Here is a 13380-nt window from a genome sequence, read left to right on the forward strand (position 1 = left end):
AAATACGATACGATGAAAAACAAGATTTGGGCGACATTCGCGTTTGCGGCGATCTTCTGTTCGGCATCCTGCGCCGAGGACGATACGTTTGCCTTCAATCCCGATTACAACACTCAGGACGGGTATACTCCTGACGGGATCGCCTCTTGGCCGCAGGCTATCTTCTGCTTCGACGACAACCGCTGTACGGAGGTGGAAATGGCTCCCAGCCAGGCTGCCCTGCGGGGGATCGAAACATCCGGCAACCGGGCGACGGCGCTCGCATTCGCCTCGCAGGACAACCTCTCGTTTACGAACACCTCCACCGGGGCGCACTCGACCGAGTATATCCTGCGTGTGGAGGATATCGACGCCGAAATCCCTGCGATCTGGATGCAATGCGCGACGCGGCAGCAGATAAGCAAGGGTTTTACGCTCAAACCGCTTACCTCGTCCGTGAAGGTGGTACTGGTAAATGCCCCCGATACGCTGCGATCCGTCGTACTCACCCTTCCGCGTATGACCGATGCGCTTTACATCGCTTCGGGAAAGACCGAACCTTTCGGTGAGGCGCTGGAAAAACAGGTCGAGGTAGGCCGCGCGGGGGCGGAGTTCAACATCTTCCCGATGGCCCGGCAGACAGCGGCCTGGAAATTGGGGTTCAAGGTCAGGTTCCCCAATTCGGAAGCAGATGGTTACATGATGCTGCGGGAGGGTGTCGCTGCAGGGCAGACGATCGACCTGGAGATAGACTTCTCGAAACTGGAAGAGGAGTTCACGTACGATGTGGCTTACCGCGTTGCGGCCTACGGTGAACAGGGCGGTGAATTGACGAAGGGCGAATTCTTCCCGGTGCTGCCGGGCGACGACAAGTTCAGGGACGCGAATCCCTATTACAACGTATACGTGCTCAAGGATCGCCGCTGGCAGACCGTCGAGGTGCGCAATGCCCTTTGTTCCGATTCCCCGAACCATCACGAGGAAATATGGAATGACTGGGACAACTCCAAGAAACTGCGCGATACGATGTGTTATGCGCTCTTTACCCACGATTTTGCGGATGCCGTGCGTGTGAAGGTCGAAAAACGCAGCGGATTTTCGCGTGTGGCCGTACGTCCGTCGGCGTACGGGATTACGACCAAGGAGAGCGCCAGCAGCAATACGGTCGAATTCACGCTTCCGGCGTATGAGAAACGCAAGGTGTCGGTCGAGTTCGACGGCGACCGCTACCACAACCTGTTCCTCATGCCGAGCCGTCCCGATACACGGAAGCCTGCGGTGTCGGGCGGCAATGTGAGCTACTATGGCCCCGGTGAGCATACGGAAGGCATTATCGTCCTGACCGAGGGGCAAACGCTCTATGTCGACGAAGGGGCGGTGCTCTATCCGCAGAACATACAGGTCAGGGGCAACGGCGTGACGATTGCAGGCCGGGGCGTCATCTCCGGCGAGAAGATGCGCCATTGGGGCGAGGAGTTTTCCAACGCCGATGTGATGATCGACGTGCAGGGGAACAAACACGAGGGCGGCTATACGGACTTCCGGATCGAAGGCGTTACGATGATCGATGCCCCGAGTTGGTGCCTGCGCGTCATGAATACCGATAACGTGGCCATTGAAAACATCAATATGATCCACTGGGATCTCAACGGCGACGGTATCGACCTGTGTACGGTCACCGGGGCCACGATCAACGATTGCATGTTGCGTGCTTACGACGATTGCATCACGCTCAAGGTGCGTTCCAATGCCGATCCCTATGGCAATGTCCACGACATCAGGATCACCAACTGTATCATCTGGGGCGACTATGCCCGCGGCATCGTCGTGGGCCCCGAGTGCGGCAACGTATGGTGGGCATCGGGCGATATCCGCAATATCGAGATCCGCAACTGTACCGTGCTGGAGGCTGCCCGCGGACAGGCGCTCGCCATTATGCAGGAACTGGGCGATTTTTCGGAGGCCGGAGGGCCGGCGCTGATCGACAACGTGCTCTTCGAAGACTGCGTGGTGGACAATATCCATTCTTCGGGCACCCCGATCTATACCAGCCAGGTCAACAAAGGCGAGTCCTGCGAGATGAAGAATGTGGTCTTCCGCAATGTGACGATCCTCGACGGGCTCGGGTGCCAGCCCTCGCAGGTAAATGTCAACAATACCTATACGAGTATAGATTTCGACAACCTGATCTATAATTCGCGCAAGATCACCTCCTTCGGCAAGGAGATCGTCCTGAAAGATGCTTCGAGCGAGCCTTGGGAACACACCTGGATATCGTTCAAATAGTACATTCAATCCATTTTATTCATTCCTGCCCTTTCCGGCGGAGCCCGGTTGTCCGGGCTCCCCGGCAAGGAGTATTAATTTCTATTCCGTATATGAGAATCATTTCAGAGATTTCCGTTGCCGCGAGCCTGCTTTTTGCGGTGGCATGCCACGATCCGCAGCCGGGTGCAGACCTTGTTCCCCTGCCCGCGGAGATGACCTTTACCGGCGGCTATTTCCAGACCGACAGCGTGTCTTTCGCCCGGGGTGTCGCCGACGGCAGGGTCGTCTGTGAACTCGATGCCTCTTCGCCGAACCTTTCACGCGAGGGGTATGGGCTCGAAGTCCGCAGCGACGGCATCCGGATCACCGCGGCCGACTCCGCCGGGCTGTTCTATGCCCGGCAGACGCTGCTGCAGCTGCTCACGGCAAAAGGTATCCCGTGTGTGAAGATTACCGATAATCCGCGTTTCGGCTACCGGGGTATCCATCTCGACGTTTCGCGCCATTTCTTTGCCAAAGAAGAGGTTTTCAAGATACTCGATGAAATGGCACGTTACAAGCTTAATGTCTTCCACCTGCACCTGACCGACAACGGTGGCTGGCGCATTCAGATCGACAGGTACCCTTTGCTGACCCGGCTCGGAGCTTTCCGGACGGAGGCCGACTGGCTCAAGTGGTGGGAATTCGGCGACAGACGCTACGTTCCGGAGGGGACGCCCGGGGCCTATGGCGGTTATTATACGAAGGATGACATCCGGCAGATCGTGGCTTATGCTGCGGCCCGTTATATCGAGGTGATTCCCGAGATTGAATTCCCGGCGCACTCCGACGAGGTTTTTATCGGCTATCCGGAATTGTGTTGCAGCGGAAAGCCCTATACGAGCGGCGAATTCTGCGTAGGCAATCCCGCAACTTTCGAATTCATGGACGGTGTGCTGACCGAGGTTATGGAGCTTTTTCCTTCCCGGCGGATACACATCGGCGGCGACGAAGCCCGCAAGGCCGCCTGGAAAACCTGCCCCAAATGCCAGTTGCTCGCCAAGGAGCTGGGTGGTCTGGACGAAGTGCAGTGTTACCTGATCGAACATGCCGAAAAATTCCTTGCCGAACACGGCCGGATGATGGTCGGGTGGGACGAGATACTGCGGAACAATCTGCGGCCTACGTCCGTTGCGATTTCGTACCGCGGACAGAGGGGGGCTATCGAAGCCGCCAACCGCGGGTACGACGCGGTCATGTCTCCGGGCGAAATCATCTATTTCGACTGGTACCAGGCTAATCCGCACACGCAGCCGCGGGCGATGAGCGGATTCTCACCCATCAAGAAAATGTACAGCTTCGAACCTGTCCCCGATACGCCCGAAAGGGCTGCGGCCAACGAGTCGCTTGTTAAAGGCGAATATGTGGCCCCGGATTCGGTCGAGCACATCCGCCCGAATGCTGCATCGCATATTATCGGGGTGCAGGGATGCACATGGGCCGAGTTCATAGGTACTCCCGAGCATTTGGAATACATGATTTTTCCGCGCCTGCTCGCCATTGCCGAATTGGGATGGACACCCCGGGAGCGCCGTCTGTGGGCGGACTTCCGCCGTCGTGTCAATAGCCAGATCCCCCGCTTGCTTGCCCGTGGGGTCAATGCCTTCACGCTTAGCAACGATGTCGAGATCACGGCACGCATCGTCAGGGAGGGCCGCAAGGCCCGGGTTACGCTGGATACGGAAAAATATCCGGCCGAAGTGCGTTATACGCTCGACGGCAGCGACCCGACGGTCGGGTCGGACATCTACTCCGGCCCGTTCGTCGTGGAGGCCGGGACGACCGTGAAGGCGGCCCTGTTTGCCGGAGGGAAACCTGCCGGCAGCATTGCCGAACTCTACGTCGACGCGTGTCATGATGTGGAGAATTATTATACCTATCTCGAAACTCCCGAGGTATATGCTTCGACGAACCGCTGATGCCCCCCCCCTGATTCTCTCGTGCCGGAACCCGGACAGCATGGCCTCCGGGGTTTGTACCTGTGGTATTTGCGTTGCCGGTACGGATTCGGGGCAGGTGCCGGTTCAGAAAAGACCTTGAGTGGATATACCAGAAAACCGAATATCAAAAATAGAAATGAAAAAAATTCCGATTTTGTTTCTGGGCTTGCTGGGCGGACTGGCCGCATGTACCCGGATACCCCCGGCCATAGCGCCCGATAAAAAGATAGAAACCCGCATCGGGGAGCTGCTCCAAAAGATGACCCTCGAAGAGAAGATCGGGCAGATGTGCCAGTTGACGGCCGGGGTGGTGATCGACCAGAGCGACCCGCAGCACCCGGTGTTGAGCGAGGCGCTGCTCGATACGGTGATCGGCCGCTATAAGGTTGGGTCGATCCTGAATATTCCCTTCGGCGTGGGGCAGCCCCGTGAGGTGTGGGCCAGGTTTATCAATTGCATCCAGCAACGTTCGCTCGACGAACTGGGGATTCCCTGTATCTATGGGGTAGACCAGATTCACGGCGCATCCTATACGCAGGGGGCGACCCTCTTTCCGCAGGGCATCAATATGGGGGCGTCGTTCAATCGCGGACTCATGCGCAGATGCTCCGAAATTTCGGCTTATGAGACCCGGGCATGTGCGATACCGTGGACCTTTGCCCCGGTCATGGATCTGGGGCGCGATCCGCGCTGGCCGCGCATGTGGGAGAGTTACGGCGAGGACACTTACGTCAATTCGCAGATGGCCGTGGCGTCGGTGCTCGGATTCCAGGGGGATGATCCCAACCGTGTCGACGACCGTCATGTCGCGGCCTGCATCAAGCATTTCATGGCCTATGGCGTACCCGTGTCGGGCAAGGATCGCACACCCTCTTCGGTGACTCGAAATGTGTTGAGGGAGAAGTATTTCGCTCCTTTTATGGAGTGCATTCGGGCCGGGGCGCTGTCGCTGATGGTCAACTCGGCCAGCAACGGCGGTATGCCGTTCCATGCAGACCGGGAGTTGCTCACGGGATGGGTCAAGGAGGAACTCAACTGGGACGGTCTGATCGTGACGGACTGGAATGACATCTACAACCTTTGCGAGCGCGACCATATTGCCGCGAGCCGTAAGGATGCCGTGCGCATTGCGGTCAATGCCGGTATCGACATGGCTATGGTACCGTCGAGTTGGGATTTCTGTATCTATCTCAGGGAACTTGTCGAGGAGGGGCAGGTCTCCATGGAGCGCATCGACGATGCGGTGAGCCGTGTGCTGCGCCTGAAATTCCGCCTCGGCCTTTTCGAAAAACCGTTTTGGAATACCGGCGATTTCCCGGAATTCGCCAGTGACGAATATGCTGCCGTGGCATTGCAGGCTGCCGTGGAGTCGGAGGTACTGCTCAAGAACGAAGGCGGCCTGTTGCCGCTGGAGCGGTCTGCACGGATACTGCTCGCGGGGCCGAATGCCAATTCGATGCGCTGCCTCAACGGAGGATGGTCGTATTCGTGGCAGGGCGACCGCTGTGACGAATTTGCCGGGGACTACAATACCATTTATGAGGCTTTACGCAATAAATTCGACCATGTGGACTATGTCCCCGGTGTGGAGTATGCGCCGCCCCGCTATGACAACTGGCAGGAAGAGTGCGTGACAGGGATCGACAAGGCCGTATCAGCGGCGGCCGGAGCCGATGTGATTATTGCCTGTATAGGCGAAAATTCCTACTGCGAAACGCCTGGTAACATGGATGACCTGAACCTTTCTCAGAACCAGAAGGAGCTGGTGCGGGCCCTTGCGGCGACCGGGAAGCCGCTTGTGCTGATCCTCAATGAAGGCCGCCCGCGCGTCATAGGCGATATCGAGCCGCTTGCGCAGGCCGTGGTCGACATCCTGCTGCCGGGCAATTACGGCGGCGATGCCCTGGCCGACCTGCTTGCGGGAGATGCAAATTTCAGCGCCCGATTGCCGTTCACTTATCCGCGCATGGTCGGTGCATTGGCGACTTACGACTATAAGCCCTGCGAGAATATGGCAGCCATGACGGGCGAATACAATTACGACGCCGTGATGGATGTGCAGTGGCCGTTCGGGCATGGGCTGAGCTATACGGAATTTGCATATAGCAATTTCGGTGTCGACCGCCGCATGTTCGGTGCCGACGATGTGCTGACCTTTACGGTCGATGTGACCAACGTCGGTAAAGTGGCCGGCAAGGAGGCCGTGATGCTCTATTCGAGCGACCTGGTCGCCAGCCTTACACCGGATGTAATCCGCCTGCGTGATTTCGAGAAGGTTGCGCTCGAACCGGGCGAATCCCGCACGGTGACGTTCGCTGTTCCGGCCAGCGACCTGGCCTTCGTCGGGCACGACGGCTGCTGGAGGCTCGAGGAGGGGGAATTCAGGATGCGCTGCGGCAGTGAAACGCTTCGGATCAGTTGCACGCAAACCAAAGTCTGGGATACACCCAATATCCCGTAAGTACGATTAGGTGTAATATTGAAAGGCCGTCCTCACTGCATGGGACGGTTTTTTCTTGCCTCCTGCCGGAATTATGTGTTGTCGATCCGGCCTGCTGCCGGCTCGGAAACGGGCAACAGCCTTTGGGGGATTCGCATTATTTCGGATTATTTTTGTCGGAATCGTTCGTTTCTTGCAGGCAAATAGTTATTTTTGCACAAATAACCGTAACTGAAATGGAGGATATCATCAAACTTCACGACAAAAAGTTCAGGATCATGATCCCCGCCGCCAAGATCGACGAGGCCGTGGCCGCCGTAGCCTGCCGCATCAACGAGGACTACCGCGACAAGGAGACGCCGTTGTTCGTGGGCGTACTGAACGGCTCGTTCATGTTCATGAGCGACCTGATCAAGAAAATCGAGTTCAACAACGAGCTGTCGTTCGTGAAGCTGGCCTCGTACGAAGGTACTTGCTCGACGGGGTGCGTGAAGAACCTGATCGGGCTGAACAACAGCATCGAAGGCCGCCATGTGATCATCGTCGAGGACATCGTCGACACGGGCGAGAGCATCGAGCACATGATCGGCGAGCTGAAGTCGCATAATCCCGCGAGCATCGAGGTCTGCACGCTTTTTTTCAAACCGGGTTCCTACCGCAAGCAACTGCCGATCAAGTACCGCGCCATGGAGATCGGCAACGAGTTCATCGTGGGCTACGGCCTGGACTACGACCAGTTGGGACGCAGCCTGAAGGATATTTACGTGGTTACCGAATAGATGGCTCTGAAGACCGATATCGAACAGCTCGACGGCGGGCGCAAGCTGCCCCTGGTCGAAGATTTCTACACGATCCAGGGCGAGGGCTTCCATGCCGGGAAACCCGCCTATTTCATCCGCCTGGGCGGATGCGACGTGGGATGCCGCTGGTGCGACGCCAAATACACGTGGAACCCCAGGCTCTATCCCCCGACCGACGTACGGACGGTGATCGACCGTGCTACGGCATGTCCTGCGCAGGCGATCGTCATCACGGGCGGCGAACCGCTGCTTTATCCGCTGGGGGTGCTGACCGAAACACTGCACGCCAAGGGGCTGGAGATATTCCTCGAAACGTCGGGGACGCACCCCTTCTCGGGGTATTTCGACTGGGTGTGCCTGTCGCCCAAGCGGCAGCAACCGCCGCTGGACGAAGCGTTCGGGAAGGCGCACGAACTGAAGGTGATCGTCGGGGACGAGGCCGATTTCGAATGGGCCGAGCGCAATGCCGCACGGGTGGGAGCCGGGTGCATCCTCTACCTGCAACCCGAGTGGAGCGTTGCGGAACGCATGATGCCCGCGATCGTCGAGTATGCGAAGGCGCATCCGAAATGGAATATCTCGATCCAGACTCATAAATACATGCACATACCCTGATGGGCTTCGAAGTAGGCAAAAAGTTCTGGATCGCCGCCACGGCGGTCATCGTCGTCGTCACGTTGTTCGTGGTGGGGCGGAACCTTTTGCATGCAGTGAAGATCAAGCGGCAGATCAACGCCCTGGAGCGGGAACGGGAGTTTTACCGGGCCAGGATCGAACAGGACAGCACGCTGCTGGAGCGCCTGCGCTACGACGACTATCTGGAGGAGTATGCCCGCGAGAACTATCACATGCAGCGCAGCGACGAGCATGTATACATCATCAAGGAGTGATTTTTCCGATCCGTATGACTTGACGGCGACCCGGCGGGCTGCCGTTTTTTTGTGTTACAGCCGTGCCTGCCGGGATGCGGCCGTTTTCCGCCTGCCCGGTAAATCCGGGGTGGTGGCCGTTGCCAACACCCGGTCAGTAATGCGTGAACCCGTGCCAGTCCAGGGCCCGGGGCCGGCCGTTTTCGAGCCACTCCAATTTGCCGCTGCCCGTGATGCGGCCGACGGGGTGGAGCGGCGTGCCGAAGCGTGCGCGGAAATCGGCGGCGAGCCTGTCGGCGGCCGCCGCGTCGGCCGTGAGCAGGAGCTTGTAATCCTCGCCCCCGCAGGCGGCTGTTTCGACGTCTGCCCCTTGGGCGAGGGGGATACGGCCGATGTCGATCGCGGCGCCTACCCCCGAGCGCTCCATGATGTGGCGGATATCCGAGGCCAGCCCGTCCGAGAGGTCCATCATGGCGTGTACTTCGGAGCGTGCACCGAGCCAGATGCCTTCGGCCACCTGGGGCAGCGGGTTGCGGTGGGCTGCGGCGGCGGGGGTGTCGTAGCGTCCGGCGAGGATGTCATGCAGTCCGGCGCCCGAAAGTCCGAGTTCTCCGGCGACGAGTATCGCGTCGCCGGGGCGTGCCCCGCTGCGGCGCTTGATGTGTGCGTCGGCGATGCGGCCGATGGCCGTGACATTGATCGTGATGCCTGCCGCCGAGCGGGTCGTGTCGCCCCCGGCGAGCGTGACGCCGAACGCTTCGGAGAGTTCCCGGTAGCCGAGCATGAACTCTTCGGCCCATGTGCCGGCCGTGTCGGCCGGGAGCGACAGCGACAGCAGGGTAGCCACCGGGCGGGCGCCCATCGAAGCGACGTCGCTCAGGTTTACGGCAAGGGATTTGCGCCCCAGTTCGCGGGGCGAAGTTGCGGGACGCAGGAAATGGACGCCTTCGGCGAGCATGTCGGTCGTGAAGACCAGCGATTCGCCCTCCCCGACGGGGAGCACGGCGCAATCGTCGCCGATCCCTTCGAACCCGTTGTCGGGCAGAGCGGCGAAGAGTTCTTTTATGTGGTCTATGAATCCGAATTCGGTCATGGTTCTCGGGTGTGTCCGGCCGCGGCGCCCCGCCGGCCGGTGCGGGTTTTCGGGTTTTTCACGTGCGGCTGCCGCCCCGGGGGCGGAGTCCCCGCCTGGGGACGGGAACGAAGCCTGTGCGAACCGCGGCAGGGGCGTGGGCGGCGTTTGAAATCATTATTTAACGGGCGATGTCGAACAAAGGTATTAAAAATTCTTTAAAATCACTATCTTTGCCTGCGGATTGCGCCGGGTATGCCGTGCGTGTCAAACAGTCTCGAAGATGAAGATATTGATTCTCAACGGCCCGAACCTCAATTTGCAGGGGCGGCGCGATACCGGGGTCTACGGCACCCGGACTTTCGAAACCTTTTTCGGGGAGCTCGAAGCACTCTATCCGGCCGTTGGGTTCGGTTATTTCCAGTCCAACCTCGAAGGCGAGCTGATCGACGCCGTACAGCAGGCCGACGGTACCTACGACGGTGTGGTGCTCAATGCCGGCGGATATACCCATACGTCGGTGGCGCTGCGCGATGCGGTGTCGGCGGTGTCGGTGCCGGTCGTCGAGGTGCACATTTCGTCGATCCTCGCGCGCGAGGAGTTCCGCCACGTCTCGCTCCTGGCTCCCGTGGCCGTGGGGTCGATCATGGGTTTCGGGCTGGATTCATACCGGCTGGGCGTCGAGGCCCTGTTGCTCCGCGGCAGGGAGTAAGCCCCGGGTTCCCGGAGCGGCCCATTCCCCGGCCCGGTAGGGGAGGGCGTGCGGAAGTTCCCCGGGGCTGTCCGCGCAGAGCGTGTGCAGGAGCGGCACCGGGCGTAACGTAAAATGTCGAAATACTAATATTTTAGCATCATACTTTTATGTATAGAATGAAAAAAACCAAGATCGTCGCAACAATGTCGGATTTCCGTTGCACCGAAGAGTTCGTGAAAAACCTTTTCGATGCCGGTATGGACGTGGTTCGTGTCAATTCGGCGCATGTCTCGGAAGAGGGCGCTACGCATATTGTCGAGACCGTACACCGCGTTAACCCGGCTATCCCGATCATGATAGATACGAAGGGCCCCGAAATCCGTGTCACGACGATCGCCGACGAGTACGGCAACAGCATCAATTTCCGGCCGGGCGACCGTGTCGCCGTGCGCGGCTCGGACGGCAGCGACAAGACGACCCGCAAGGTGGTTTACATGAACGTCCCCAACATCGTGGATGACATACCCGTCGGGGCGCGGATGCTCATCGCCGATGGCGAGCTGGAGATCCGTGTTGTGGAAAAGACCGCCGAGGAGCTGATCTGCGAATTCGTCGTGGGCGGCGCCATGCGTTCGCGCAAGAGCGTCAACGTGCCGTCGGTGTCGATCAACCTGCCTTCGGTGACGGAGAAAGACCGCCGGTTTATCGAGTGGGCCGTGAAGAACGACGTGGACTTCATCGCACATTCGTTCGTGCGCAGCGCCAGGGACATCAAAGCCGTGCAGGACATCCTCGATGCCCACGGCAGCAAGATCAAGATCATCTCGAAGATCGAGAACCGCGAGGGGCTCGACAACATCGACGAGATCATCGAAGCGTCGTACGGCATCATGGTGGCGCGCGGCGACCTGGGCGTGGAGCTTCCCGCCGAGGCGATTCCCAATACCCAGCGGCGTATCGTCGAGAAGTGCATCTGCGCCAAGCGTCCGGTGATTATCGCCACTCAGATGCTCTATTCGATGGTCAAGAGCCCGCGTCCGACGCGCGCCGAGGTGAGCGACGTGGCGAGTGCCATTTACGAGCGCGTGGACGCCGTGATGCTGAGCGACGAGACGGCGATGGGCGACTTTCCCGTGGAATCGGTGGAAACGATGGCCCGCATCGCCCGCGAGATCGAGCGTGACGAGACGCATTTCAAACCGATGATCGACATGGACATGGTCTCGGTGAACCACGAGATCACGGCGCAGCTGGCACGTTCGGCCGTGCGTGCCTCGACCAACCTGCCGATAAAATATGTGGTGCTCGATACCAAGACCGGCCGTACGGGCCGTTACCTGGCGGCATTCCGCGGGCAGAAAACCGTGATGGCCGTATGCTATCAGCTGCATGCGCAGCGTATCCTGGCCCTGTCGTACGGCGTGGTGCCGATCCTGCGCAACCAGGAGCTGAAGGACAGGTACCACTTCCTGATCGACGCGCTGGAGGTCATCGAACAGCACCAGAAGCTCGACGGGCAAGACCTGCTGGCAATCGTGGGCGGCAGTTTCGGCCCCGACGGCGGTGCGTCTTACGTCGAGATCGCCAATATCCTCAATATCCGCAAGCGTAACGAAGAGATCGTTGCCGCGCAAAAATCTTAGGCTGTGGACGGGCAGCTCAGGGATAAGGTAGCCAGCGGCGTGGCGTGGAGCATGGCCGAGAAAGTCGGTACGATGCTTCTCCAGCTGGCCGTGAGCCTTACGATCCTGCGGCTGCTGAACCCCGCCATCATGGGTGTGATTGCGATCCCGACGGCCTTCCTTGCCGTGGCGATCGTGATTGCCGACAGCGGCTTTTCGCAGGCGCTGATCCGCAAGGGGACACCTACGGCCGACGATTACAAATCGGTCTTCGCCTTCAACGTCGGGGTTGCGCTCGTGCTTTACGGGGTGCTGGTAGCGCTGGCGGGGAGCATCGCGCGGTTCTACGACATGCCGGAAATCACGCGGATAGCACCGGTATTCTTCCTCCAACTGCCGCTGAGCGCCGCATGTGCGATCCAGAATACGATTTTTGTCCGGACATTCCGCTTCGCACTGCTCTCGAAGGTCACCTTCGCCTCGTGGTTCATCGCCGGGATGGTGGCCATCGGCCTCGCATTGGCCGGGTTCGGGATCTGGTGCATCGTGGTGCAGCGCGTATTGCAGGCCTCCGTGCGGGCCTTGCTGTTGTGGTGGCTGAGCGACTGGCGTCCCTGCGGGAAGTGCAGCCGGCGGCCGCTGCGCGAAATGGCGCCGTACAGTTTCAGCCTGCTGGCTACCGATTTCATCTCGACCCTCTATAACAAGGTGCCCCAGATATTTCTCGGGAAACTCTATCCGCAGGAGACACTCGGCTCGTACGAGCAGGCCGTCAAGCTGAAAGACCAGCCGGCGACTTCGGCCATGCAGGCCGTGCAGAACGTGACCTTCCCGGCGCTGGCCAAGATCAAGGACGACGCGCCGAAACTGGCCGAAAGTTACCGGCAGATCGTCATGGTCGTGGCCTATGCCATGTTCCCCGTGATGCTCGGTCTGTCGGCCATCGCCGAGGACATGTTCGCCGTCTTCCTGGGAGGGGAGTGGATGGCGACGGTGCCTTATTTCGAAGCGGTATGCCTGGCCGGGCTTTTTTACCCGCTGGGGTTGGTGGCCTACAATGTGTTGAAAGTCAAGAGCGGCGGTGCGCTGATCGTAAAACTGGAGGTCGCCAAGAAAGTGATGATGTCGGTGGTGTTCGCCGTGACGATTCCGGTCAGCGTCCAGGCCGTCATCTGGGGGCTGGTGGTGATCGCCTTCTGCGAGATGGCGATCAACTTCTTCGCCACGACCCGTTTCACGTCATTCGGCGCAGGACGCTTCGTGCGCACGGTGCTGCCGATGCTGCTCGTGGCCGGGGCGATGTACGCTCTCGTGCGGGTTACGGCGCTGGCGGTGCCGGGCAATGCGTTGTTGCGGTTGCTGGCCGAAGTCGCCGCGGGCGTGGTCAGCTACGTCCTGCTTTCTGCACTGTTCCGGCTCGAAGCCTTCCGCGAGGTGGTCGCACTGGCCAGGCGCCAGTTCATCCGCAAATAGGCCGGCTGCCGGGGCTGGCCGTCACTGCCGGATATACACAGGCAAAACGTCCGCCGGATATTGATCCGGCGGACGTTTCTGTTGCGGCGCGGTACCTGTTTGGCGGTGTGTTTCCTGTTTGCCTGTGAGGTGCTTTGGCGCGCGGTTCCGTTTTGCAGCCCGGTTTCTGTTTGGCGCGCGGTTC

At 59.6% G+C, this 13380-nt stretch carries 10 protein-coding genes; 9 read left to right on the forward strand and 1 reads right to left on the reverse strand.

The window, feature by feature from the left end:
* Positions 1 to 12: 12 nt before the first annotated feature.
* The 6 genes from QVP03_RS09915 (at position 13) to QVP03_RS09940 (ending at position 8356) form a co-directional block, all read left to right on the forward strand.
* Positions 13 to 2265: a glycosyl hydrolase family 28 protein gene (locus tag QVP03_RS09915; protein WP_022333303.1), complete on the forward strand. Its 2253-nt coding sequence runs from the start codon at positions 13 to 15 to the stop codon at positions 2263 to 2265.
* 92 nt (positions 2266 to 2357) lie between these two features.
* A complete protein-coding gene (locus QVP03_RS09920; protein ID WP_022333304.1) occupies positions 2358 to 4205 on the forward strand; it encodes a beta-N-acetylhexosaminidase in 1848 nt (615 codons plus the stop codon).
* A 157-nt stretch (positions 4206 to 4362) separates the two neighbouring features.
* Entirely contained in the window at positions 4363 to 6687 is a 2325-nt protein-coding gene (locus QVP03_RS09925) for a glycoside hydrolase family 3 N-terminal domain-containing protein (RefSeq protein WP_022333305.1), read from the forward strand.
* Positions 6688 to 6902: 215 nt separating this feature from the next.
* Positions 6903 to 7445 (forward strand): hypoxanthine phosphoribosyltransferase, encoded by a 543-nt coding sequence (gene hpt / locus QVP03_RS09930; RefSeq protein WP_022333306.1) that lies wholly within the window; start codon positions 6903 to 6905, stop codon positions 7443 to 7445.
* Positions 7446 to 8081, forward strand: coding sequence for a 7-carboxy-7-deazaguanine synthase QueE (locus QVP03_RS09935; protein ID WP_022333307.1), 636 nt, complete (start codon positions 7446 to 7448; stop codon positions 8079 to 8081).
* Positions 8081 to 8356: an FtsB family cell division protein gene (locus QVP03_RS09940; protein WP_022333308.1), complete on the forward strand. Its 276-nt coding sequence runs from the start codon at positions 8081 to 8083 to the stop codon at positions 8354 to 8356. Before QVP03_RS09935 ends, QVP03_RS09940 begins: the two co-directional genes overlap by 1 nt.
* Positions 8357 to 8489: 133 nt before the next feature.
* Here the strand turns inward: QVP03_RS09940 and thiL are convergent, their stop codons facing one another.
* On the reverse strand, positions 8490 to 9428 hold the full coding sequence (gene thiL / locus QVP03_RS09945) for a thiamine-phosphate kinase (RefSeq protein ID WP_022333309.1): 939 nt from the start codon (positions 9426 to 9428) through the stop codon (positions 8490 to 8492).
* 262 nt (positions 9429 to 9690) lie between these two features.
* On the opposite strand from thiL, the gene aroQ reads away from it, so the two are divergent.
* The 3 genes from aroQ to QVP03_RS09960 all read left to right on the forward strand — a co-directional run bounded on the left by aroQ (position 9691) and on the right by QVP03_RS09960 (position 13196).
* Positions 9691 to 10119 carry a type II 3-dehydroquinate dehydratase gene (aroQ, locus tag QVP03_RS09950; protein WP_018695016.1) on the forward strand — a complete coding sequence of 143 codons (429 nt, stop codon included), beginning with the start codon at positions 9691 to 9693 and terminating at the stop codon, positions 10117 to 10119.
* Positions 10120 to 10268: 149 nt separating this feature from the next.
* Positions 10269 to 11744 (forward strand): pyruvate kinase, encoded by a 1476-nt coding sequence (pyk, locus tag QVP03_RS09955; protein ID WP_022333310.1) that lies wholly within the window; start codon positions 10269 to 10271, stop codon positions 11742 to 11744.
* Positions 11745 to 11747: 3 nt separating this feature from the next.
* Positions 11748 to 13196, forward strand: a complete 1449-nt coding sequence (locus QVP03_RS09960) for a lipopolysaccharide biosynthesis protein (RefSeq protein WP_018695018.1) — start codon at positions 11748 to 11750, stop codon at positions 13194 to 13196.
* Positions 13197 to 13380 lie beyond the last annotated feature (184 nt).

It is taken from the genome of Alistipes sp. CAG:29, from assembly GCF_000435435.1.
GTDB classification, from domain to species: Bacteria; Bacteroidota; Bacteroidia; order Bacteroidales; family Rikenellaceae; genus Alistipes; species Alistipes onderdonkii.

Bases quoted from the DNA above. Each gene is read 5' to 3' on its own strand.
- QVP03_RS09940 (WP_022333308.1), top strand. From the start codon at position 8,081: ATGGGCTTCGAAGTAGGCAAAAAGTTCTGGATCGCCGCCACGGCGGTC.
- QVP03_RS09935 (WP_022333307.1), top strand. From the start codon at position 7,446: ATGGCTCTGAAGACCGATATCGAACAGCTCGACGGCGGGCGCAAGCTG.
- QVP03_RS09920 (WP_022333304.1), top strand. From the start codon at position 2,358: ATGAGAATCATTTCAGAGATTTCCGTTGCCGCGAGCCTGCTTTTTGCG.
- aroQ (WP_018695016.1), top strand. From the start codon at position 9,691: ATGAAGATATTGATTCTCAACGGCCCGAACCTCAATTTGCAGGGGCGG.
- QVP03_RS09925 (WP_022333305.1), top strand. From the start codon at position 4,363: ATGAAAAAAATTCCGATTTTGTTTCTGGGCTTGCTGGGCGGACTGGCC.
- thiL (WP_022333309.1), bottom strand. From the start codon at position 9,428: ATGACCGAATTCGGATTCATAGACCACATAAAAGAACTCTTCGCCGCT.
- pyk (WP_022333310.1), top strand. From the start codon at position 10,269: ATGTATAGAATGAAAAAAACCAAGATCGTCGCAACAATGTCGGATTTC.
- hpt (WP_022333306.1), top strand. From the start codon at position 6,903: ATGGAGGATATCATCAAACTTCACGACAAAAAGTTCAGGATCATGATC.
- QVP03_RS09915 (WP_022333303.1), top strand. From the start codon at position 13: ATGAAAAACAAGATTTGGGCGACATTCGCGTTTGCGGCGATCTTCTGT.